Annotated in this window: 20 protein-coding genes; 8 read left to right on the plus strand and 12 right to left on the minus strand. The window is 71.5% G+C overall.

What is annotated here, in order from left to right:
- The first annotated feature begins 12 nt into the window (after positions 1 to 12).
- The gene (locus M5362_RS21055) at positions 13 to 204 is read left to right on the plus strand and encodes a DUF1059 domain-containing protein (RefSeq protein ID WP_260229212.1); all 192 of its coding nucleotides are present in this window, start codon (positions 13 to 15) and stop codon (positions 202 to 204) included.
- A 181-nt stretch (positions 205 to 385) separates the two neighbouring features.
- On the opposite strand, the gene M5362_RS21060 is transcribed toward M5362_RS21055, so the two are convergent.
- A complete protein-coding gene (locus M5362_RS21060; RefSeq protein ID WP_260229213.1) occupies positions 386 to 1,540 on the minus strand; it encodes a cystathionine gamma-synthase in 1,155 nt (384 codons plus the stop codon).
- A 72-nt stretch (positions 1,541 to 1,612) separates the two neighbouring features.
- On the opposite strand from M5362_RS21060, the gene M5362_RS21065 reads away from it, so the two are divergent.
- The 3 genes from M5362_RS21065 to M5362_RS21075 all read left to right on the plus strand — a co-directional run bounded on the left by M5362_RS21065 (position 1,613) and on the right by M5362_RS21075 (position 5,140).
- Positions 1,613 to 2,722 (plus strand): hypothetical protein, encoded by a 1,110-nt coding sequence (locus M5362_RS21065; RefSeq protein ID WP_260229214.1) that lies wholly within the window; start codon positions 1,613 to 1,615, stop codon positions 2,720 to 2,722.
- 107 nt (positions 2,723 to 2,829) lie between these two features.
- The gene (gene msrA, locus M5362_RS21070; RefSeq protein ID WP_260229215.1) at positions 2,830 to 3,492 is read left to right on the plus strand and encodes a peptide-methionine (S)-S-oxide reductase MsrA; all 663 of its coding nucleotides are present in this window, start codon (positions 2,830 to 2,832) and stop codon (positions 3,490 to 3,492) included.
- Between the two features lie 1,330 nt (positions 3,493 to 4,822).
- A complete protein-coding gene (locus M5362_RS21075) occupies positions 4,823 to 5,140 on the plus strand; it encodes a hypothetical protein (RefSeq protein WP_260229216.1) in 318 nt (105 codons plus the stop codon).
- 98 nt (positions 5,141 to 5,238) lie between these two features.
- Here the strand turns inward: M5362_RS21075 and M5362_RS21080 are convergent, their stop codons facing one another.
- From M5362_RS21080 to M5362_RS21090, 3 genes are read right to left on the minus strand one after another with little or no spacing between them, the layout of a single operon-like run.
- A complete protein-coding gene (locus M5362_RS21080) occupies positions 5,239 to 6,141 on the minus strand; it encodes a hypothetical protein (protein WP_260229217.1) in 903 nt (300 codons plus the stop codon).
- A 22-nt stretch (positions 6,142 to 6,163) separates the two neighbouring features.
- Positions 6,164 to 7,141: a hypothetical protein gene (locus tag M5362_RS21085; protein ID WP_260229218.1), complete on the minus strand. Its 978-nt coding sequence runs from the start codon at positions 7,139 to 7,141 to the stop codon at positions 6,164 to 6,166.
- Between the two features lie 22 nt (positions 7,142 to 7,163).
- On the minus strand, positions 7,164 to 7,985 hold the full coding sequence (locus M5362_RS21090) for a S8/S53 family peptidase (RefSeq protein ID WP_260229219.1): 822 nt from the start codon (positions 7,983 to 7,985) through the stop codon (positions 7,164 to 7,166).
- Between the two features lie 623 nt (positions 7,986 to 8,608).
- Here M5362_RS21090 and M5362_RS21095 point away from each other — a divergent pair.
- Positions 8,609 to 10,330, plus strand: coding sequence for an ABC-F family ATP-binding cassette domain-containing protein (locus tag M5362_RS21095; RefSeq protein ID WP_260229221.1), 1,722 nt, complete (start codon positions 8,609 to 8,611; stop codon positions 10,328 to 10,330).
- Here the strand turns inward: M5362_RS21095 and M5362_RS21100 are convergent.
- The gene (locus M5362_RS21100) at positions 10,313 to 10,675 is read right to left on the minus strand and encodes a DUF1330 domain-containing protein (RefSeq protein WP_260229222.1); all 363 of its coding nucleotides are present in this window, start codon (positions 10,673 to 10,675) and stop codon (positions 10,313 to 10,315) included. The genes M5362_RS21095 and M5362_RS21100 overlap by 18 nt on opposite strands.
- Before the next feature lie 160 nt (positions 10,676 to 10,835).
- Entirely contained in the window at positions 10,836 to 11,891 is a 1,056-nt protein-coding gene (locus M5362_RS21105) for an NAD(P)-dependent alcohol dehydrogenase (protein ID WP_260229223.1), read from the minus strand.
- Positions 11,892 to 12,020: 129 nt separating this feature from the next.
- Between M5362_RS21105 and M5362_RS21110 the strand changes: the two genes are divergently transcribed.
- Positions 12,021 to 12,881, plus strand: a complete 861-nt coding sequence (locus M5362_RS21110; protein ID WP_260229224.1) for a helix-turn-helix domain-containing protein — start codon at positions 12,021 to 12,023, stop codon at positions 12,879 to 12,881.
- Positions 12,882 to 13,020: 139 nt separating this feature from the next.
- Here the strand turns inward: M5362_RS21110 and M5362_RS21115 are convergent, their stop codons facing one another.
- Complete coding sequence (locus M5362_RS21115; protein ID WP_260229225.1) at positions 13,021 to 14,289, minus strand: Ig-like domain-containing protein; 1,269 nt, start codon at positions 14,287 to 14,289, stop codon at positions 13,021 to 13,023.
- A 232-nt stretch (positions 14,290 to 14,521) separates the two neighbouring features.
- Positions 14,522 to 14,863 (minus strand): hypothetical protein, encoded by a 342-nt coding sequence (locus tag M5362_RS21120; RefSeq protein ID WP_260229226.1) that lies wholly within the window; start codon positions 14,861 to 14,863, stop codon positions 14,522 to 14,524.
- Between the two features lie 109 nt (positions 14,864 to 14,972).
- Here M5362_RS21120 and M5362_RS21125 point away from each other — a divergent pair, with 109 nt between their 5' ends.
- A complete protein-coding gene (locus M5362_RS21125) occupies positions 14,973 to 15,233 on the plus strand; it encodes a hypothetical protein (RefSeq protein ID WP_260229227.1) in 261 nt (86 codons plus the stop codon).
- A 70-nt stretch (positions 15,234 to 15,303) separates the two neighbouring features.
- On the opposite strand, the gene hutH is transcribed toward M5362_RS21125, so the two are convergent.
- Positions 15,304 to 16,845, minus strand: coding sequence for a histidine ammonia-lyase (hutH, locus tag M5362_RS21130; protein WP_260229258.1), 1,542 nt, complete (start codon positions 16,843 to 16,845; stop codon positions 15,304 to 15,306).
- A gap of 113 nt (positions 16,846 to 16,958) precedes the next feature.
- On the opposite strand from hutH, the gene M5362_RS21135 reads away from it, so the two are divergent.
- Positions 16,959 to 17,378, plus strand: a complete 420-nt coding sequence (locus M5362_RS21135; RefSeq protein WP_260229228.1) for an SgcJ/EcaC family oxidoreductase — start codon at positions 16,959 to 16,961, stop codon at positions 17,376 to 17,378.
- Between the two features lie 183 nt (positions 17,379 to 17,561).
- On the opposite strand, the gene M5362_RS21140 is transcribed toward M5362_RS21135, so the two are convergent.
- The 3 genes from M5362_RS21140 to M5362_RS21150 form a co-directional block, all read right to left on the minus strand.
- Entirely contained in the window at positions 17,562 to 18,677 is a 1,116-nt protein-coding gene (locus tag M5362_RS21140) for a GGDEF domain-containing protein (RefSeq protein WP_260229229.1), read from the minus strand.
- 117 nt (positions 18,678 to 18,794) lie between these two features.
- The gene (locus M5362_RS21145; protein WP_260229230.1) at positions 18,795 to 19,592 is read right to left on the minus strand and encodes an enoyl-CoA hydratase/isomerase family protein; all 798 of its coding nucleotides are present in this window, start codon (positions 19,590 to 19,592) and stop codon (positions 18,795 to 18,797) included.
- A 78-nt stretch (positions 19,593 to 19,670) separates the two neighbouring features.
- Positions 19,671 to 20,810, minus strand: coding sequence for an adenylate/guanylate cyclase domain-containing protein (locus M5362_RS21150; protein ID WP_260229231.1), 1,140 nt, complete (start codon positions 20,808 to 20,810; stop codon positions 19,671 to 19,673).
- Positions 20,811 to 20,867 lie beyond the last annotated feature (57 nt).

The following is a 20,867-nucleotide window of genomic DNA, read 5'->3' on the forward strand; positions in this document are numbered from 1 at the left end:
CGAGGAGGTCTCATGGCCAGGAAAGTCGCCGACTGCCGCAAGACGCCCAGCGTGATGGGCTGCACACTCACCATCACCGGTGAGGAGGAGGAAGTCGTCCGGGCCGCCGCGGAACACGCGGTCTCCGTGCACGGGCACGAGGACAGCCCCGAGCTGCGCGCGATGGTCCGCGATTCGCTGGAGGACGAGAAGGTCGCCGCCTGAGCGCTCGCCCGGCCGGACGCCCCTCGGAGGGACGCCCGGTCGGGGCGGGGAACGGCGTGCGCCGGGCGCGAGGCCCGCGCCGCGCGGGACGGGCCGGTGCCGGGCGGGACGGGCCGGTGCCGTGCGGGAGGCCCGTGCCGTGCGGGAGTCCCTCCGACCGGCCCGTACCCGCGTCGGCGGTCTAGCCCAGGGCCTGGCGGAGGTCCGCCAGCAGGTCGTCCGCGTTCTCGATGCCCACCGAGAGCCGGACCAGGTCCGCCGGGACCTCCAGGGCCGAGCCGGCAACGCTCGCGTGCGTCATACGGCCCGGGTGCTCGGTCAGCGACTCGACGCCGCCCAGGGACTCGCCCAGGGTGAAGAGCTTCGCGCGGTTGCAGACCTCGACGGCCGCCTCCTCGCCACCCTCCACGCGGAACGAGATCATCCCGCCGAAGGACTTCATCTGCTTGGCGGCGATCTCGTGGCCCGGGTGCTCCGGCAGGCCCGGATACAGGACCTGGGTGACCTTCGGGTGCTGGACCAGCATCTCGACGATCCGGCCCGCGTTCTCGCTGTGCCGGTCCATGCGGACCGCCAGCGTCTTGATGCCGCGCAGCACGATCCACGAGTCGAACGGACCCGCGACCGCACCCATCGCGTTCTGGTGGTACGCCAGCTCCTCGCCGAGCGCCTCGTCGGCCGTCACCAGCGCGCCGCCCACGACGTCCGAGTGGCCGCCCATGTACTTCGTCAGCGAGTGCACGACGACATCCGCGCCGAGCGCCAGCGGCTGCTGGAGGTAGGGCGAGGCGAAGGTGTTGTCGACGACCAGCTTCGCGCCCGCCGAGCGGGCCACGGCGGCGACCGCCTCGATGTCGGTGATGCCGAGCAGCGGGTTCGAGGGCGTCTCGACCCAGATCACCTTCGTGCGCTCGTTGAGCGCGCCCCGCACCGACGCGATGTCGGAGGTGTCGGCCACCGAGAAGTCCACGCCCCAGCGCTGGACGACCTTGGCGAAGAGCCGGAAGGTGCCGCCGTAGGCATCGTTGGGGATCACCACGTGGTCGCCGGGCGCGAGCAGCGTCCGCAGCAGGCAGTCCTCGGCGGCCAGACCGGACGCGAAGGCCAGTCCGCGGCGGCCGCCTTCGAGGGCCGCGAGGTTCTCCTCGAGCGCGGTGCGCGTGGGGTTGGCGCTCCGGCTGTACTCGTAACCGCCGCGCAGCCCGCCCACGCCGTCCTGCTTGTAGGTGGACACCTGGTAGATCGGCGGGACGACCGCGCCGGTCAGCGGGTCGGCGGTGTTGCCCGCGTGGATCGCGCGGGTCTCGAAGCTCTGGTGGATGTGCTCGTCGCTCATGGGTCAGGAGCGTAGTCCCGAGCACGGTCGACCGCCGCCCGTGTCTCACCGGGTGTCCTGGACAATGGACACATGGAGATTCTCTGGTTCCTGCTCGCGATGGGGCTGCTGTTCGCGGTCCTGGCCCCGTACCTGAGGCGCCGCCGGTCCGGTCTCGGCATCCGGCAGGTCGCGCCCGGCTCGCCGGACGCCGCCGACCCCGAGGCCTACGGCTTCCTGCGCCAGGAGGAGCAGGACGTACGGATGCCCGGGCCGGACCGGGACCTGCTCGACGTGCTCGACGTGGTCCAGGCGACCCAGGACTGGCGGGCCGCCTCGCAGCTCCTCGCCGGCACCGAGAAGGAGGGCGAGGTCCGCTGGCAGCGCGTCCAGGCGTTCGCGGGCGCGGCCTCCCTGGAGCTCCAGCAGAAGCCCGGCGTGGGCGGCGCGTGGCTGCGCGCCTGGCGCTCGGACTCCCCCAAGGACCCGGGCGGGGCCGCCGTGCACGCCGAGTTCCTGGTGCAGCAGGCGTGGCGCTCGTCCTCGGCGGGCACCGACGACTTCAGGATCATCCTCGAAGAGGCGAAGAAGGTGAGCGAGGAGGCGGCGCTGCTCGCCCCCGGCGACCCCGTGCCGTACATCGTGCAGCTCGCCGTCGCGCGTGGACTCGGGTACAGCCACGAGGAGTTCGACCAGGTCTGGGCGAAGATCATCGACCGCGCGCCGCAGCACATGGGCGCGCATCTGGCCGCGCTGCACTACTGGTGCGAGAAGTGGCACGGCTCGCGCGACGACGCCGACCGCTTCGCGACGGCGGCCGCGGCCCGCGCCCCGCAGGGCTCGCTGCTCGCCGCGCTGCCGCTGTTCGCGGTGTACGAGCACCTGCCCGAGATCGTGCTCGTCCAGGACTTCTTCCGTACCGAAGTGGTGCGCAAGGCGATGGAGGGCGCGCTGTACGCGGTCCACTCGGCCCGCGCCGACGACCCGATGCTCGCGCACGTCCGGCACCTGCTCGTGCTCTTCCTGGTCCGCGGGGAGCGCTGGGCGGAGGCCATGCACCAGCTCGTACGCGTGGACGGTCATGTCGGCGCCCTGCCGTGGACGCTGAGCGGCGACCCGGCGGCGGAGTACACGGTGTACCGGAACCTGGCGGTGGCGGGGTTCGAGGCGAACGGCGGAAGCCCGGCGACACTGCCGCACTGACGTGCCGCTCCCGTACCGTCCGGCCTGAGCGGGGCCCGGGGGCCGGGGGGAATCCCTCCCCGCCCCCGGGCGTTGTGCGTAACGCCCACCCGTCGAGGAGATGCCGCATGTTCCTGTCACGCACCCCTGTCCTCCCCACGTCCGAGCAGGCACTGAAGGGCCGCGCCGAGCCCGAGTTCACGGTGCCCGAGCGCCACACGGTCCTGGGCACCGCGCTGCTCGGCCCGTACCCCGAGGGTCTGGAGGTGGCCGACTTCGCCCTCGGCTGTTTCTGGGGCGCCGAGCGCAAGTTCTGGCAGACCGAGGGCGTCTGGACGACCCTGGTCGGCTACCAGGGCGGCCTCACCCCGAACCCGGTGTACGAGGAGGTCTGCTCCGGCCTCACGGGCCACACCGAGGTCGTCCGGGTGGTCTTCGACCCGGCGAAGGTCTCGTACGAGCGGCTGCTGAAGCTCTTCTGGGAGTCCCACGACCCGACCCAGGGCTTCCGCCAGGGCAACGACGTCGGCACGCAGTACCGCTCGGCGGTCTACACCCACTCCCCCGCCCAGGCCACGGCCGCCGAGAGCTCCCGCGTCGCGTACCAGAAGGTCCTGACGGGCTCCGGCTACGCCACGATCACCACGGAGATCCTCCCGGCCGACGGCCGCACCTTCTACCCGGCCGAGGGATACCACCAGCAGTATTTGGACAAGAACCCGGCCGGTTACTGCGGCATCGGCGGCACCGGCGTCTCCTGTCCGATCGGCGTCGCCAAGGCCGACGGCTGACGACCCCGTCCCCCGCTCCTCCCGCGTTCGTCACGCGCGGGGGACACAGCGGTACGTGCCGGAGCCGAGGGCGTCGAATTCGGCATGCTCCCCGGGCCGGCAGCAGATGCCCTGGTCGCAGTGGGTCCCCTGGGGACAGGGGACCCCGTTCTCGCAGCACCGGCCAGGGGGGCAGCAGGCCTCTGAGGCGCACGACCAGCCCGTCGGGCAGCACTTCTCCACGATGACGACCGTCGGCTCACCCCCGGGCTCGCCGCCCGGCTCACCCTGCGGCGGTCCCTCGGTCCGTACCTTGCAGGCCACCTGGCCTTCCGGGCAGCAGCCGGTCGACAGCACCCGGTCCGGCGGGCAGCACACCTGCCCCTTACACAGCTCGTCGCCGCGGCAGCAGTGGTCCCCGCACGCCCGGCCAGGCGCACAGCACCCTTCCGCCTTGCACGTCTCGTTGCCACGGCAGCAGCGACCGCGGCAGAGCCGAGTCTCCACACACGGCCCGTCGTCGCTGCAGACCATCCCCGGCGGCATGGTGAAGCAGCGACCGTGGCAGCATCTCTGTCCGGGCGCGCAGCACTCGTTCTCGTAGTGGAGCGTCTGCGGGTCGGTCCGTCGGCAGCACTCGTGCGTTTCGGGGCAGCAGACGGCGCGCAGTCCGACGTGGTAGCACAGCTTCTCCCCCGTCGGACAGTATTCGTGGATCGGGTTCACCCCGCAGGTGACCTTGCACATCGGCCGGCACTCGACCTTCGCCAGCGCGGCCGACAGACCCGCTTCGGCACTTGCCGCGACGCAGTCGCTCATGCATGCGTCGACGCACGACGCCGCCTGCCGGACGACCCCCGGCAGGCCCACGGACCGGTACGACCGACGTGTGCGGTACAGCGAGGACGCCGCTGTCGCGGTGGGTCCTGGCATCTCGTCCCACTCCTCAACGCGGTCTTCCTCTGCCGGAGAAGACAAGCCAGCGGTTCAGCGCGGCGGCACGTTGTTCACACCCTCGGCAGGGCCGGGGCATCGCCACATGAGTGACCCGCTTGACCATGTCGCCCAAGCCGACCTCGTCGTCGACGAATCCCGGCAGTCGTACGCGCAGTGGTTTCGGCGCCGCGTCGCGCGGTCGCGTTCCGTCGTCAGCCACTTCCTGCCTCCGGAAAAAGGGGTGTCTCCCTCTCAGAATATCGCTGGGTGATTTGCCTGGCGCGCGGCATGCAACTACCGGTGAAAGGTCAATAATTGACGGTTCATCCGGACTCTCTGGGGGGGGTTGCGATCCCTTTGAATTCGCAGGACCATATATACGAGATATTCCTCCGACGCAAGAAGGGCCGTGGCCATGGCGACGGTGACTATCAATCAGGTGAATTGCCTCGAGACCACCGATGGCCTGGGCGCCGATGACCTGTACATCAACATCGACGGCAACCGGGTCTTCGGCGTTCAGCAGATCGACACCGGCGAAGAAGCCGCAGTCGGCGCCTCCAAGACCTTCGGGACCAAGGCGAAGGTCAGCCTGTGGGAGTACGACAGCGGCTCCGAAGACGATCTCATCGGCAGCTTCTTCGCCCACTCGAGCCAGGCGGGCGAAGGCGAGCACGCGGTGGCCCTGACAGGGGACGGCTCGCGCTACGACGTCTTCTACACGGTCGACTGACGGGACGAGAAGGGCCGCCCCACGAGGTGACCACCCCACGAGGTTCAGCCAGGCGAACGGCTCCGGACGGAAGTCCGGAGCCGTTCGCGTTCCCCGCTTCACACGCACTCGACCTTTCCGGACTGGGCGTTGAACTTGGCCCGTTGGCCGTACGCGCAGCAGACGCCCTTGTCGCAGTGCTTCCCCTGCGCGGCACAGTGGGTGTTGTCCTTGCAGCACTCGCCCGGCGGGCAGCACGTCTCGTCGACGCACAGCCAGCCCGGAGGGCAGCACTTCTCGACGATGACGATCGTCGGCTCGCCGCCTCCCTCGCCACCCGGCTCGCCTTGCGACGGTCCCTCGGTCCTTACCTTGCAGGCGACCTGGCCCTCCGGGCAGCAGCCCGTCGTCATGGTCCTGTCGGCGGGGCAGCAGCCCCCGCCCGGCGGGCATGTCTGGCCCTCGCAGCAGCGCCGGTCACCGCACATCGGTCCCGGCCGGCAGCACCTTCCACCGACGCACACCTCGCCCGGCGGGCAGCACCGTCCCTCACAGACCCGGTCCGCGGGGCAGGTCCCGTCGATGGTGCACTCCACCCCCGGCGTGGGGGTGTAGCACACTCCGTCGCAGCAAGCCTGCCCGGTCGGGCAGCACTTGCCGTTGCAGCAGGTCGTTCCGGGCGGGCAGCAGTTGATGATCTGGCGGTAGCTCGGATACTCGTAGCCGTTGCAGCACGTATGGCTCGACGGGCAGCAGCGCCGTTGCGGTCCGAAGAGGCAGACCTGTTCGCCGATGCAGGGGTCCGGGCCGTGACAGTCCTGTTGGCAGTGCACCCTGCACTCCCGGGCGAGGAGCTGGCCAGGAAGGTCTCCGCCCTCCGCGACACACTTGCGCACGCATTCGTCGACGCAGTCGTCGGCCAGGGCGACCTCGCCGGCCCGGCCGCCGCGACCGCCGATCGAGCGGTAGGACAGGCTCGTCCTGTACAGCGAAGCCGCTGCCGAGACACTCGGCGCTGACATCACGCCACACCTCCCGGCCTTCTCACCGGTCGTAATACGGAGACAGCTTGGTCACCAGGAACGGGAACTCCTCCGTGACGTCGACCCGGACGAAGTACTTCTCCGTCACGTCGGTCGTCCGGTTGGTGTAGGAGAACAGCACGTCCTGGATGTTCCGGCTGCCGCTGAGCCGGGAGGGGCGCGTCTCGATGCCCGTGAGCGACAGGCCCGAGACGAACGAGTCCGCGGTCTTCGCGTAGATCGCCGCGTATCTCACGGCCACGTAGTTGAGTGCGCGGTGCTCGTCGGACGCGCCGGCGTTGTCGGCGATCTGCATGACGCTCTCGAAGAGCTCCCGGGAGGCGGACCGGAACGCGTCGTCGTCGATCGCGTCCGGCTTGGGAAGGCCGGCGATGAGCGATTCCGCGTCGAAGGCGTAGATCTGGTCGAAGGCCACCACCGGAAGCATCAGCCCGTTGCAGAGGTCCGGCGGAGCGAAAGGCCCCCGCAGGCCGATCACCACATGGAGATCGCTCGCCCGGGGTGCGGCGCCCAGGGCCTCCACGAGCAGGCTGTAGTCCACGGGGTCGCGCGGCCGCACGATGTAGGTCTCGATCCCCTGGATCATCAGTACGAAGCACAGTTGCTTCGCGAGATAGCGGTTCTGGGGTTCCGACAGCACAGCGTGCAGGGCCTGCCTGTCCGTCATGTTGGTGGTCTCGGCCCGTCCCGTCGCCTGGGCGAACTCCTTCTCCACGCCGAGGCTCGGCAGACGGGGCTCGATCCGGCCCACCGCGTAGACGTACGGCGGGTACGGCGCGCTGCCGTGCCCCGCCGCCCCGTCGGCCGGGGAGACCGCCTGCCCGCAGCCACCGCCGCACCCGCAGGACGACTTCCCCGCGGGGGGCGGATGTGCGGCAGGGGCCGACGCCGTGACGACCTCCCCGCGCGCCGGGGGCTCGGCCGCGGGTACGGGCTCGACGGCTTCCGACTCCTGGGGGGACCCTGTGCGCTCTTCCATGAGATCACCGTTCCGTTCCTGATCAGCGCCATGCAGTGAGCAACGACTCGAACGCCCGCCTGGCGTCCATGACCGGTGGCAGGACGGACGTCCTGCGGGATGCGGAACCCGTCACCGCGCGAGCCAGTTCGCCGGGCCCGGTGTCCGGGAGCTCGGACCAGAGGAGCGCGACGGCGCCGGTGACGATCGCCGCGGCGGCGCTGGTCCCGCCGAACGGCCGCATGCCTCCGTGCGCTCCCAGACTGACCAGGCCGTCCGCCACGGCGCCCACGCCCCGCCTGCCGATCGACGGACCCACGGTGGACATCCGGCCCGGCCGTCCGTGCCTGCTGTAGGCCACCACCGGAATGACGGCGCGGTGCCGGGTGACGACATTGCCGTCCAGGGCGCCTTCGTTGCCCGCCGCGGCCACCACGATCACGCCCCGGCGGGACGCGTGGTCGAGCGCCTGCTGCATGGCCCGGTGGCCGCCCCGTGGTGCCGACGCCAGGGACAGGCTCATGTTGACCAACCGGACGCCCGCGTCGGTGAGGTCCACGAGGGCCTGCGCCAGCTCTTCCTGTGTCGCGCTCCCCGAGGAGCGTGCCGCCGGGGACGAGAAGACGGAACGGGTCACGAGCGTGACTCCGGGGCAGATGCCCGGCGCGCGCGACGCTCGACGCGCCACGAGGACGCCGGCCGTGGAGGTGGCGTGGAGCGCGGCGTCGTCGTCGGCGCGCGCATCCGCCACATCCTGGGCGCGGAGAGACTCGATGTGCGAACCGGCGAATTCCTGGTGACCGACGATGACCGGCCCGTCGACCAGGCCGACCCGCACGTCCGTCCTTCCGGCGGTTCTGTCCATGAGGACGTCAAGACCCGTCAAAAGAATGGAGGAGGATTTCGAGGATGGATGAGCGTCAGGAATCACAGGGTCCACCACCCGCCCATATGCCCGGCTCTCGCCATCAGAATACTCCGCACGGATGCGGCCTGCGCATCGTGAACAGGGGAGCCCGATGGTTGGGAATTCACCTATGTCGCGTCAGGGCGTCATACCGCATCGGGTGTGTGGGAAAGGGAGATTCGGCACGGCCTGGATTCTTGAGCCTGCGTCAACTCGGCGGGCGGCTCGTCGACGGAACGGCGGAACCGGCGCGCTCGGCGCGTACCCGGCGCGTATCCGGCGCGCACCCGGCGCAGCGGCTCGCGCGTGCCGCTGTGACGCCTCGCCCCTGCCGCGCCGTGACGCCCCGCGCGCGCCGCTGTGCCGCGCGCGGGCCGAAGCCTCCCGCCGTGCGATATCGGCTTGCGCCGGCGGCGGGCGGCCTGGTTACACTCGATCGCATGATGGGTTCGTTCCACTTCTTTCTCTGATTCCGGCCGCGAGCACGGTCCGATCCGCTGATCCGGCGCCCCACGGCGTGACGGTGGTGGTCCCGTGTTCCTTCTCCGGCCCGAACGCACCCCACTCCCAGGGAAAGACCCATGCGCGACCGCGCCCAGTTGACCTTGAAAGACGTCTCCAAGTCCTACGGGGACCGCTCCGTCCTCGAACAGCTCACCCTCACCGTCCGCCCCGGTGAGAAGGCCGCCGTCATCGGCGAGAACGGCTCCGGGAAGTCCACGCTGCTCCGGCTGCTCGCCGGGGCCGAAGCACCCGACGGCGGGGAGGTGACGGTCCGCTTCCCCGGCGGCGTCGCGCATCTCGCGCAGACGCTCGCCGAGACCTTCGGCCTCGGGCCCGAGCACACCGTGCGGGACGCCGTCGACGCGGCGCTCGCCGAACTCCGCGCCTTGGAGCGGGAGATACGGGCCGCCGAAGAGAGTCTCGGCTCCGCCACGGCCGAGGAGCTCGTCGCGTACGGCGAGCTGGCCGCCCGCTACGAGGAGCGGGGCGGCTACCAGGCCGACGCCCGGGTGGACGCCGCGCTGCACGGGCTCGGCCTCGGCCGGGTCCGGTACGAGCGGCGCCTCGGCACGCTCTCCGGCGGCGAGCAGTCACGGCTCGCGCTCGCCTGTGTCCTCGCCTCGGGCGCCGAGCTGCTGCTGCTCGACGAGCCGACGAACCATCTCGACCGGGCCGCCGCCCGCTGGCTGGAGGAACGGCTGCGCGCCCACCGCGGCACGGTGGTCGCCGTCACCCACGACCGGGGCTTCCTGGAAGGGATGGCGACGACGATCCTGGAGGTCGACCGGGACACCCGCGCGGTGACCCGGTACGGCGACGGCTGGACCGGCTACCGCGCGGCGAAGGCCGCGGCCCGCCGCCGCTGGGCGCAGGAGCACGAGGAGTGGCGGGAGGAGCTGGCCCGTACGGAAGAGCTGGTGGCGGCGGCCGGGCAGCGGCTCGCGGGGTCGGGCAAGGACCCCGGGCAGGGCTTCGGCAAGCATCGCCGCTCGCACGAGAACAAGCTGTCCGGGCAGGTCAGGGCGGCTCGGGTACGGCTCGAACAGCTGCGGAGGGCGCCGGTAGCGGCCCCGCCGGAGCCGCTCAGGTTCACCGTCCGGCTCCCCACGGCGGGCTCCGGCGCTCCGCGAGGCACCGACGGCGTGCTCGTATCCGGTCCGGCCGTCGCCGTAGCCGGGTCAGCCGTCGCCGTGGCCGGTCCATCCGTCGCCGAAGCCGGTCCGGCCGTCGCCGTGGCCGAGCTCGCCGACGTCGTGGTCGGCGAGCGGCTGCGGATCGACAGGCTGCGGATCTCGCCCGGCGACCGGTTGCTCGTCTCCGGGCCCAACGGCGCGGGCAAGACGACCCTGCTCCGGGTACTCGCCGGTGACCTGCGCCCCGACAGCGGGACCGTCGGCCGTCCGGCCGGGGTCGGCTACCTGCGCCAGGAGCTGCCCGCCGTACCGTCCGTGGAACCGCTGCTCACGGCGTACGCGGCAGGCCGGCCCGGCCTGCCCGAGGAGCACGCCGAGGAGCTGCTCGCCCTCGGGCTCTTCCGGGAGGAGGACCTGACGGTGCCCGTGGCCCGGCTCTCCGTGGGGCAGCAGCGCCGGCTGGAGCTTGCCCGGCTGGTGACCCGGCCGGCCGACCTGCTCGTCCTGGACGAGCCGACCAACCATGTCGCACTCTCCCTGGTCGAGGAGTTGGAGGCGGCCCTCGCCGCCTTCGAGGGCGCGGTGGTCGCGGTCTCCCACGACCACCGTTTCCGCGCGGGCTTCGGCGGCACCCGGCTCGAACTGCGCTCAGGCCGGGTCGCCTGAGGCCGCCGCCCGCCAGCCTGCCGCGGTCGCAGCCGGGTCGTAGCCGGGGGCGACGCCGTCGATCAGGAGCACGTCGCCCGGGATGTGGCGGGCGCGCAGCGGGATCAGCTCCTGGTAGGCGGCGGAGTCGTACCAGGCGCGGGCGTCGTCCATCGAGGGGAAGGCGATCATGACGAGGTCACCGGGCCACTCGCCCTCCCGGACCTCCCGCTCGGGAGCGCCGTGCACGAGGAAGCGGCCGCCGAAGGGGTCGAGCGTGGACTGGATGCGCTCGATGTACACGAAGACCTCCTCGTGGAGGACGACGGCCTGAGGGCTGAGGTTCGCGAGGGCGTATGCGGTCATGACGCCAGACTGCCGGGACATGCCGTGCGGGGTCGATTACCCCGGACGTCATGCCCCGGCAGCAGCCCTGGACGCCAGGGCGGGCCGTCACGCGCCGGACGCCATGCGCGGGCGCCGGAGGCCAGGCATGGGCGTCACGCACCGGACGCCCCATGCGGGTTCAGATCGTCGACGCGTCGATCACGAAGCGGTACCGCACGTCGCTCGCGAGCACCCGCTCGTACGCCTCGTTGATCCGGTCGGCGGAGATCAGCTCGATCTCCGCGCCCAGGCCGTGCTCCGCGCAGAAATCGAGCATCTCCTGCGTCTCGGCGATGCCGCCGATCATCGAGCCGGCGAGCGTCTTGCGGCCGCCGATCAGCGTGAACAGGTTGAGCGCGATCGGCTCCTCGGGGGCGCCGACGTTGACCAGCGCGCCGTCCGTCTTGAGCAGACCCAGGTAGGCGCCGAAGTCGATCGGGGCCGAGACGGTGGAGACGATCAGGTCGAAGGTACCGGCGAGCTCCGTGAAGGTCTGCGGGTCGCTGGTGGCGTAGTAGTGGTCGGCGCCCAGCTTGAGGCCGTCCTCCTGCTTCTTCAGCGACTGGCTGAGCACGGTCACCTCGGCGCCGAGCGCGTGGGCGATCTTGACGCCCATGTGACCGAGGCCGCCGAGGCCGACGATCGCGACCTTCTTGCCGGGGCCGGCGTTCCAGTGGGCGAGCGGCGAGTAGAGGGTGATGCCGGCGCAGAGCAGCGGGGCGGCCTGGTCGAGGGCGATGCCCTCGGGGATGCGCAGGGTGTAGTTCTCGTCGACGACGATGTGGGTGGAGTAGCCGCCGTAGGTGGGCTCCCCGCTCTTGTCGAGCGCATTGTACGTGCCGACCATGCCGCCGCCCGTGCAGTACTGCTCCAGACCCTGGAGGCAGTACTCGCACTCCCGGCAGGACTCGACGAAGCAGCCGACGCCGACGCGGTCGCCGACCTTGTGCCGGGTGACACCGGGGCCGACCTCGGTGACCACGCCGGCGATCTCGTGACCGGGCACCATCGGGAAGATGCCCTCTCCCCAGCCGTCGCGGGCCTGGTGGATGTCGGAGTGGCAGATGCCGGCGTACTTGATCTCGATGAGGACGTCGTGCTCGCCGACCGGGCGGCGCGGCACGGTGGTGCGCTCCAGGGGGGCGTTGGCGGCGGGGGCGGCGTAGGCGGGGACGTGGGAGGCGTTCGTGGTCATGGCGACCAGCCTGCCGGAGCATCGGCGTCCCACCCAGGCCTCTGTTCTGCCTACGTCCAGCGTGCCTACCACTGGCAGGGTCAGGAACGTCCGTCCGTCCGGTCGTACGACCTGGGATAATCGGGACGCATGGATCTCAGTGCCGAACTCAGCGAATTCCTGCGCTCGCGCCGGGCCCGGCTGAAGCCGGAGGACGTGGGACTGCCGGAGTTCGGGCGCCATCGTCGCGTACCGGGGCTGCGCCGGGAGGAGCTCGCGCAGCTGGCCGGGGTCTCCGTCGCGTACTACACCCGCCTGGAACAGGGCAACGGACGCAATGTGTCCATGGAGGTCCTGGACTCGATCGCGCGGGCGCTGCGGCTGAGCGACACCGAACGGGCGCATCTGACGCACCTGGCCAAGCCGACGGCGAAGAAGAAGCAGCAGCGGGCGGCGATCGCCCGGCCCCAGCTGGTGCGGCCCGGTCTGCAGCACCTGCTGGACGCGATGGACGGCGTCCCCGCCTTCCTCATCGGCCGGCGGCTCGACATCCTCGCCTGGAACCGGATGGCGCGGGCGCTGCTCGGCGACTTCCTGACCATGGAGCCGGAGGAGCGCAACATGGCCCGGATGGTCTTCCTCGGGCCCAACGCGCGCGATCTCTACCTGGACTGGGAGTGCAAGGCGACCGAGGTGGTGAGCGTGCTGCGGCTGTACGCGGGCTGCTACCCGGACGACCCGGCGCTGCTCGCGCTGGTCGGCGAGCTGTCGGTGCGGAGCGAGGAGTTCCGCTCGCTGTGGGCGGCGCACACCGTCGCGGACAAGGGGCACGGGACGAAGCGGCTGCGGCATCCGCTGGTGGGCGAGATGACGCTGGCGTACGAGAGCCTGAAGGTGGCGGGCGGCGACCCCGACCTGGTGCTCGTGACCTACCAGGCGGAGCCGGGGACGGCCTCGGCGGACGCGCTGCGGCTGCTCGCGCAGTGGGGCGTGGAAGAGGTCGTCGGGTAGGCCGTACGCGAGACGTACGGCCCTACGGGACCTCCTGTGGCACCTCCGCGGCCCCTGCTGCACCTCCTGCGGCAGCGAGAACGGCGGCCCCCTCCCGGTCTCGGGAGGGGGCCGCCGTTCTCGTCCGCGTACCGGGGCGTCAGACCGCCGAGCCGGCCTTCCACGCCGACCAGCTCATGTTCCAGCCGTTGAGGCCGTTGTCCGGGGCGATCGTCTTGTCCTTGGAGTTCTTGACGATCACGACGTCACCGACGATCGAGTGGTCGTAGAGCCAGGCGGCCTGCTGCTTCGGGTCGCCGGCGCCCTTGACGTCGTTCAGGCCCACGCAGCCGTGGCTGGTGTTGGCGGAGCCGAAGATCGAGTCCGGGCCCCAGTAGTTGCCGTGGATGAACGTGCCCGAGGTGGACAGGCGCATGGCGTGCGGCACGTCCTTGATGTCGTACTCGCCCTTGCCGTCGTCGTCCGTGAAGCCGACGGTGGCACCGTTCATCCGGGTCTCCTTGAACTTCTCGGAGATCACCATCTGGCCGTTGTAGGTCGGGTTCTCCGGGGAGCCGGCGGAGATCGGGATCGTCTTGACCGTCTTGCCGTCCTGCTTGACCGTCATGGTCTTGGTGGCCACGTCGACGGTGGAGACCTGGTTGCGGCCGATCTTGAAGGTGACGGTCTTCTGCTGGACGCCGTAGACGCCCTCGGCGCCCTCGACGCCGTCGAGGTCCAGCTTCAGCGTGACCGTGGAGCCCTCGGTCCAGTAGTCCTCGGGGCGGAAGTCCAGGCGCTGGGAGTTGAACCAGTGCCCGACGACCTCCTGGCCGGTGCTGGAGGTCACCTTGACGCCGCCCTGGACGGCGGCCTTGTCGGTGATGGCCTTGTTGAACTTGAGCGAGACCGGCATGCCCACGCCGACGGTGGAGCCGTCCTCGGGCGTGAAGTTGCCGATGAAGCTGTTGGCCTGGGAGACGGTGGTGAAGGAGGAGTTCTCGTGCGCCTCCAGGCCGTCCGCGTCCTTGGCCGTCGCGGAGATCTTGTAGACGGTGGCGCGCTTCAGCTGCTCGGTGGGCTTCCAGCTCAGCTTGTCCGCGGACAGCTCGCCCTTGACGCTCGCGCCCTCCTGGGTGGTCATCGTGACCTCGGTGAGCGTGCCCTCGGTGACGGTGACCTTGGCGTCGTTGTTGATCGACGCGTTGGAGGCGCCGTTCTTGGGCGAGATGGATATCTGGGCCTTCGACGTCTTCTGCGCCGCGGCCTCGTCGACCTGAGCCTGTGACTGTGGCGACGTGGAGCTGTCGGCCGCGCCGCCCTTGTCCCCGTCGCTGCACGCCGAGAGCACCAATACGCCGCCGAGCACCGCGGCAGCCGCCGCCAGGCCCTTGCGACGCTTGCTGTCCGTCATCACACGCTTCTCCATCGTTGCCGAATCCCTGCCAACACTTGCCTGAACATCCATGACACCCCGTCCGGTTCCGGATGCGGGGGCTTTGTGGGGAACACCACTGATCGACACGCACGTACGGTGCTCCCGGTTCCGCAACCGGAGCCCTACCCGGATTCAGCGGGCGGATTCCGACACGGGGGAGCCCCGGGTGTGTGTGACGTCTCACGACGTCGTCCCGGGGCTCCGAGCAGGGCGGATCGCGCTGCTAGGCCGATTCTTCGTCGTCTTCCTCGTCCCCATCCTCCTCGTCGAGCTCCCACTCCTGGGCATCGGGGTCGTAGTCGACCTCCTCGCTGGTCCAGGAGGCCTGGACCAGGTCGACGCCGGGGACGTCCCTGACGAGGTCGAAGGGCTCGATGAGGTAGGCCAGCGCCTCGGCGCTGTCCTCGTGCACGGAGGAGCGGGCGTGCGCGCGCTCCTCCTCGGGCATGAACTCGTCGTTCTCGATCCGCCCGACGGCCGCCCCGCTCAGCTCCTGGGCTCCGGCGATCTCCAGGACGACTTCCACCCGAAGCCGCACATAACGTGGTGTCTCTGCAGTGCTCATACGTCGGAGCGTAGGCCGCCCGGGGTCTCGACTTTCCTGCGACCCGCTGTGTTCATTAGCATCGGCGCACCTACCAATTCGCGGTTTCCGCAAGGGGGATCGAATCTCTGTGTCCGTCGCTCGACGCCCGCTGCTGACCGCCTCGGCGGCCGGGGCGCTGCTCTTCGCTCTCTGGTTCGTACCGTCCGCGAACGCGACCGACGAGGGTCATGTCACCGCGACCGAGCAGGAGGACGCGGGGGGCGGGGCGCGGCTCGCCGAGACCGGCGGCCCGAACACGACTCCGTACGTGATCGGCGGGACGGGATTCCTCGCGGTGGGGGCCGGGTTCGTGACGCTGGCGATGAGACGCGGCGGCCGGGCGCACTGAGGCAGACGTACGACGGAGGGCCGCGGCCCCCAGGTGGGAGCCGCGGCCCTTTCCGCTGTTCGCGCGTCCGTTACGCCAGGGGGCCGGTGACCGGCTCCACGGCGGCGACGAGCTTCCCCTCGCGGACGAAGGCGTCGGCCGCCTCCAGGTCCGGGGCGAGGAAGCGGTCCGGACCCGGGCCCTCGACGCCGGCGTCCCGCAGGGCGGTGATGGCGGCCTGCGAGGCGGGCGCGGGGGTGAGGCCGCGGCGGAGCTCGATCCCGCGGGTGGCGGCGTAGAGCTCGACGGCGATGATCCGGTTGAGGTTGCCGATCGCGGTGCGCAGCTTGCGGGCGGCGGACCAGCCCATGGAGACGTGGTCCTCCTGCATCGCGGAGGACGGGATGGAGTCGGCGGAGGCCGGGACGGCCAGCCGCTTCATCTCGCTGACCAGGGCCGCCTGGGTGTACTGGGCGATCATCAGGCCCGAGTCGACGCCCGCGTCGTCGGCGAGGAAGGGCGGCAGGCCGTGGGACCGGTTCTTGTCGAGGAGCCGGTCGGTGCGGCGCTCGGCGATGGAGCCCAGGTCGGCGGCGGCGATGGCGAGGAAGTCGAGGACGTACGCGACGGGGGCGCCGTGGAAGTTGCCGTTGGAGCGGACCTGGCCGTCGGCCAGGATCACCGGGTTGTCGACGGCGGAGGCGAGCTCGCGCTCGGCGACCGTACGGGCGTGGGCCAGGGTGTCGCGGCCGGCGCCGGCGACCTGCGGGGCGCAGCGCACGGAGTACGCGTCCTGGACGCGCGGGGCCTCCTCCTCCTGGAAGTGGCCGGTGAGCCCCGAGCCCTTGAGCACCGCGAGCATGTTGGCGGCGGAGGCGCCCTGGCCCGGGTGGGGGCGGATGGCGTGCAGCTCGGGTTCGAGGACCTTCTCGGTGCCCAGGAGGGCTTCCAGGGAGAGGGCCGCGGTGATGTCCGCGGACTTGTAGAGCGTGTCGAGGTCGGCGAGGGCCATGATCAGCATGCCGAGCATGCCGTCGGTGCCGTTGAGGAGGGCGAGGCCCTCCTTCTCGCGGAGCTCGACGGGCTGGATCCCGGCGGCGGCGAGCAGCTCCCCGGCGGGCTTCACGGCGCCGTCGGGGCCCTCGGCGTCACCCTCGCCCATCAGCGCCAGGGCGCAGTGCGAGAGCGGCGCGAGGTCGCCGGAGCAGCCGAGGGAGCCGTACTCGTGCACGACCGGCGTGATGCCCGCGTTGAGGACGTCGGCCATGGTCTGGGCGACCTCGGGACGGACACCGGTGTGCCCGGAGGCGACGGTCTTGAGCCGCAGGAACATGAGCGCCCGGACGACCTCCCGCTCGACGCGCGGCCCCATGCCGGCGGCGTGCGAACGGACGATGTTGCGCTGGAGCTGCGCCCTCAGCTCGGGGCTGATGTGCCGGGTGGCGAGAGCCCCGAACCCGGTCGAGACGCCGTAGACGGGCTCGGGCTTGGCGGCGAGCGCGTCGACGACGGCACGGGAGTCGGCAAGCGCCTGCACGGCCTCGGGGGACAGCTCGATGCGGGCGCCGTGGCGGGCGACGTCGATGACGTCCTGGAAGGTGGTTCCGGACGTGCCAAGGACGACTGAGTGCATATCCATATTCAGCAGCCTACGGACTGAAGACCTGCATGTCACTAGTCGACCGCCGGACGGGTCCTGACGGGGGTCTTGAACTCAAGTGCGGTTGAGGTTCCATGCTGATCGGCATGGAGACGACACTCATCGATCAGCAGACGCGGGAAACCGAGACGGAAGCGATCAAGCGGGTGATCGCGGCGATGGAGCACTCCCAGCAGAACGAGTTGCCCGAAGCGTTCGTCGGGCTGTTCCGGGCCGATGCGATCTGGACGACCGGCGACGGCAGGCGCCTCACCGGCCGCGACGAGATCTCGGCCTTCACCCACGAGGTACTGCCCGGCTCCATGGGGGAGTCGACGGCCACGTACGAGGTGCAGGACGTGCTCTTCGTCCGCCCCGACGTCGCCGCGGTCAAGGCACGCGCGCAGTACTGGACGCTGGGCGGCGAGACGATCGGCGACGCGGGCGCCCCGCTCTACGTGATGGCGAAGGAGGAGGGGCGGTGGCGCCTGGTCGCCTGCCAGAACACGGAGGTACCGACCCCGTGACGCATCCGGGCCCGCCCGGACCCTGAGGCCACGCCCCGGCGGGGCGCGGCCGGTCCCGGCGGGGCGGCCCGGCCGGTCCCGGCGGGGCACCTGCGCGCCGTCGGGGCGAGCGGCACCGTCCGTGCGCGGGTCGGTCCCGGTGGCCGGCTCCTCCGGAGGCGTGGCGCCCCGCCCCCCCCCGCCCTATACCGGCGGGGCGTCACGGAAGCGCCTGCGGTCGCGTGCGCCGGGCGGGGCGTCGGCCAGCTGGATGACCGTGCCGTCGCGGCCCGCCACCACCGGCTTCGCCGATCGGGCGGCCTTGGCCTGGTACTGGGCCGCGTCGGCGAGGCGGAAGAGCCGGCGGGCGGACTTGAGCGGGCCGATGGGGTCACCCGTCGAGGCGACACCGCAGGCGACGCCCTCGCCGAGTTCCAGTTCGCCCGCACGGACGCAGAGTTCGTCCGCGACCGCCACCACCTCGTCCGCCGTCGGGCCGACCGACAGCAGACAGAACTCGTCGCCGCCGAGGCGCGCCGACAGCGCTCCGGGGAGCATGGCCCCGCACCGGGAGAGCACCGAGCCGAACCGTTCCAGCAGGCGGTCGCCGACCGCGTGGCCATGGGTGTCGTTGACCCGCTTCAGACCGTTCAGGTCGCAGACGACCAGGCTCACCACCGACTCGTCGAGCCGGTAGCGCTCGATCGCCTCGTCGAGCCGGGTGTCGACCGCGCGCCGGTTCGCGAGGCCCGTCAGCGGGTCGGTGAAGGCCAGCTTCCGCACCTCCTCCAGCCGTTCCGCCTGGGCGATGCCCGCCGCGACCACGGCGGCCAGCACCGCCGCGAAGTCCGCGTCGTCACGGTCGAAGACCGGCGCCCCCGCCGGACGGGCGACATACAGCTCACCCCAGGCCCGTCCGTGCAGCACGACCGGGGCGACCACGCAGCAGCCTCGCCCGCGCTTGCGCAGTCCGGTGACGCGGCCGGACGGGACGCGGTCGCCCGCGGTCTCCACCCAGGCGTCCGGCTCACCGCCGCCCGCCCACCGCGCGTGCAGGAACTCGGTGATCTCGGGGAACTGGTGCACGGGGTACGTCTCCGCGTCGGGGAACTCCTCCTCCCCCACGGCTCGCTCCCCGGCGTTGACCAGCACCTTCAGCCGGCCGTGGTCGCGCTGCCAGACCGACAGTGCGGCGAAGCTCCCGCCGAGCCCGTCGCGGGCGCCCAGCGCGGCGGCCCGCCAGAACTCGCGCGGGGTGTGCGCCGCCGCCATCGCCTGCGCCAGCGCCACTACGGCCCGCAACCGCACGTCCTCTCCCATTCCTCCAGCTTAGGTAGGTTTCGCCCGTTTTTACGTCTGGGGCGTCACAGAAAGTGACATCACGGGCGGATCGGGAGACTTCTCACCGGAATTCCAGACGGAATTCCAGACAAAATCTCAGACGCCCGGCCACTGCGGCTTCCGCTTCTCGTTGAACGCCGCCACGCCCTCCGCCCGGTCGCCCGAGAAGGCCACGGCCCGCCATGCCGCGTCCTCGACCTCCAGACCGGCCTTGAGGTCGAGGCCCTGACCGAGCCGCAGGGCCCGCTTCGAGGCCCGCAGGCCGACCGGCGAGTTCGCCGCCATCCGGCCGGCCAGTTCGAGGGCGGCCGTACGGGCGTCCTCCGCCAGCACGTCGACGAGCCCCAGCTCACGGGCCTCCGCGGCCTCCACCCGCCGCGCCGTGAAGACCAGCTCGGCCGCCCGCGCCGCGCCCACCCGGCGCGGCAGCAGCTGCGTGCCGCCGCCGCCCGGGATGACCCCCACCGACACCTCGGGGAGCCCCACCACGGCGGTCGCGTCGGCCACGATCACGTCGCAGGCGAGCGCCAGCTCGTAGCCGCCGCCCAGCGCGAAGCCGTGGACCGCGGCGACGGTCGGCATCGGCAGGTCGAGCACACCGCCGTAGGCGCCGCGCGAGACGGGCCGCTGGCGGACCATGTCGGCGTCCGTGAAGGAGTTCCGCTCCTTGAGGTCGGCGCCGACGCAGAAGGCCCTGTCGTTGGAGGAGGTCAGCACCGTCACCCGTACCGTGTCGTCCGCGCCGAGCGCCGCGCAGGCGGCGGTGATGGAGCGCGCCATCTCCAGGGAGACCGCGTTCATCGCCTTGGGCCGGTCGAGGACGAGCTCGGCGACGTGCTCGTGCCTACGGACGGCGACGAACTCACCAAAACGCTGCTCGGACTGCTCGGACATGACCGCACCCTCCCGGTTAACGCCTGTTAACGACTGTTCACCGGGATCTTAGGGCGAGCCCGACCCGCCCGGCACCCCCTAAGTGGGGCGGCGGGTCAGGTGCCAGGGCTCCACGACGCCGAGACCGCGCACAGGGCGCTGCCACATCGGCTGGAGCGCGAAGCGGTACGTCGGCGGCTGCTCGCCCTCCTTCTCGGCGCGGGCCGCCTCCTCGGCCGCCTGCGTCTCGGAGACGGGCGCGTCGCCGGTGCGGGTGAGCTCCTCGGCGAGCGCCCCGTCGACCAGGACGGTGTCCTTCGGAGCTATCGACGTGAGCCGGCTCGCCAGGTTCACCGTCGTACCGAAGACGTCGCCCATCCGGGTCGTCACCGTGCCGAAGGCGATGCCGACGCGCAGGGCGGGCATCGTCTCGTCGTGGCTGAGCGTCTCGATCAGCCGCAGCGCGATCTCCGCGGCGGTGCCGGCGTCGTCGGCCGCGTAGAGGACCTCGTCGCCGAGGGTCTTGATGAGGCGGCCGCCATGGGCGGCGACGAGGTCGGCGCAGGTGGTCTCGAAGGCCTCGACGAGCTCGCCGAGCTCCTCCTCCTCCAGCCGGCGGGTCAGCCGGGTGAAGCCGACCAGGTCGGCGAAACCGACCGCGAGCCGCCGGTCCACCATCTCCTCGTCGTCCGCGGCCTGCACGACGCGGCCGGTGGCGGCGGCGAGCTGGCGGCGCCAGACGTAGATCAGGAACTCCTCCAGCTCGGGCAGGAGCAGCTCGACCAGGGGGTACGTGACTTCCGTACGGGTCATTCCGGGCTCGGGCGGCTCGGTCAGGCCCTCCAGGAACGAGTCGATCTGCCACTCGGCGAGCCGGGCCGTGGTCTGTCCGGTGGAACGGGCGACCTGGACGGCCATGGGCTCGCTGAGCAGTCCGGCCTCGACGAGACCGGCGAGCCGGCGCAGGGCGAGCACGTCGGCCTCGGTGAGCGCCTTGGCCTGGCCGATGTCGGCGAAGCCCATGGCGCGCCAGAAGCGGGAGGCCAGCTCCATGGAGACGCCTGCGGTGCGGGCGGCCTGGAAGGGCGTGTAGCGCCGGTCCGCGCCGAGGATGAGCTGTTCGAGGCGGATCGCCAGGGGGTCGTCGGTCGGCTCGGCCGTGTGGTCGACATGGTGGTGCGGGGTCGGGTACGCCGGTGGCTCGGCCTCGCCGCCGTTGTGCTCGTCGTCGACGGTCACCGGCCGCCTCCTGCCCGTTCCCTGCCCACTGCCCTGCCGATCTGTCGCCATGGATCG

Source organism: Streptomyces sp. Je 1-79 (genome assembly GCF_025195125.1).
In the GTDB taxonomy this organism is placed as follows: Bacteria; Actinomycetota; Actinomycetes; order Streptomycetales; family Streptomycetaceae; genus Streptomyces.

Coding starts and splice junctions, on each gene's coding strand:
- M5362_RS21055 (WP_260229212.1), top strand. CDS start 13: ATGGCCAGGAAAGTCGCCGACTGCCGCAAGACGCCCAGCGTGATGGGC.
- M5362_RS21060 (WP_260229213.1), bottom strand. CDS start 1,540: ATGAGCGACGAGCACATCCACCAGAGCTTCGAGACCCGCGCGATCCAC.
- M5362_RS21065 (WP_260229214.1), top strand. CDS start 1,613: ATGGAGATTCTCTGGTTCCTGCTCGCGATGGGGCTGCTGTTCGCGGTC.
- msrA (WP_260229215.1), top strand. CDS start 2,830: ATGTTCCTGTCACGCACCCCTGTCCTCCCCACGTCCGAGCAGGCACTG.
- M5362_RS21075 (WP_260229216.1), top strand. CDS start 4,823: ATGGCGACGGTGACTATCAATCAGGTGAATTGCCTCGAGACCACCGAT.
- M5362_RS21080 (WP_260229217.1), bottom strand. CDS start 6,141: ATGTCAGCGCCGAGTGTCTCGGCAGCGGCTTCGCTGTACAGGACGAGC.
- M5362_RS21085 (WP_260229218.1), bottom strand. CDS start 7,141: ATGGAAGAGCGCACAGGGTCCCCCCAGGAGTCGGAAGCCGTCGAGCCC.
- M5362_RS21090 (WP_260229219.1), bottom strand. CDS start 7,985: ATGGACAGAACCGCCGGAAGGACGGACGTGCGGGTCGGCCTGGTCGAC.
- M5362_RS21095 (WP_260229221.1), top strand. CDS start 8,609: ATGCGCGACCGCGCCCAGTTGACCTTGAAAGACGTCTCCAAGTCCTAC.
- M5362_RS21100 (WP_260229222.1), bottom strand. CDS start 10,675: ATGACCGCATACGCCCTCGCGAACCTCAGCCCTCAGGCCGTCGTCCTC.
- M5362_RS21105 (WP_260229223.1), bottom strand. CDS start 11,891: ATGACCACGAACGCCTCCCACGTCCCCGCCTACGCCGCCCCCGCCGCC.
- M5362_RS21110 (WP_260229224.1), top strand. CDS start 12,021: ATGGATCTCAGTGCCGAACTCAGCGAATTCCTGCGCTCGCGCCGGGCC.
- M5362_RS21115 (WP_260229225.1), bottom strand. CDS start 14,289: ATGGAGAAGCGTGTGATGACGGACAGCAAGCGTCGCAAGGGCCTGGCG.
- M5362_RS21120 (WP_260229226.1), bottom strand. CDS start 14,863: ATGAGCACTGCAGAGACACCACGTTATGTGCGGCTTCGGGTGGAAGTC.
- hutH (WP_260229258.1), bottom strand. CDS start 16,845: ATGCACTCAGTCGTCCTTGGCACGTCCGGAACCACCTTCCAGGACGTC.
- M5362_RS21135 (WP_260229228.1), top strand. CDS start 16,959: ATGGAGACGACACTCATCGATCAGCAGACGCGGGAAACCGAGACGGAA.
- M5362_RS21140 (WP_260229229.1), bottom strand. CDS start 18,677: ATGGGAGAGGACGTGCGGTTGCGGGCCGTAGTGGCGCTGGCGCAGGCG.
- M5362_RS21145 (WP_260229230.1), bottom strand. CDS start 19,592: ATGTCCGAGCAGTCCGAGCAGCGTTTTGGTGAGTTCGTCGCCGTCCGT.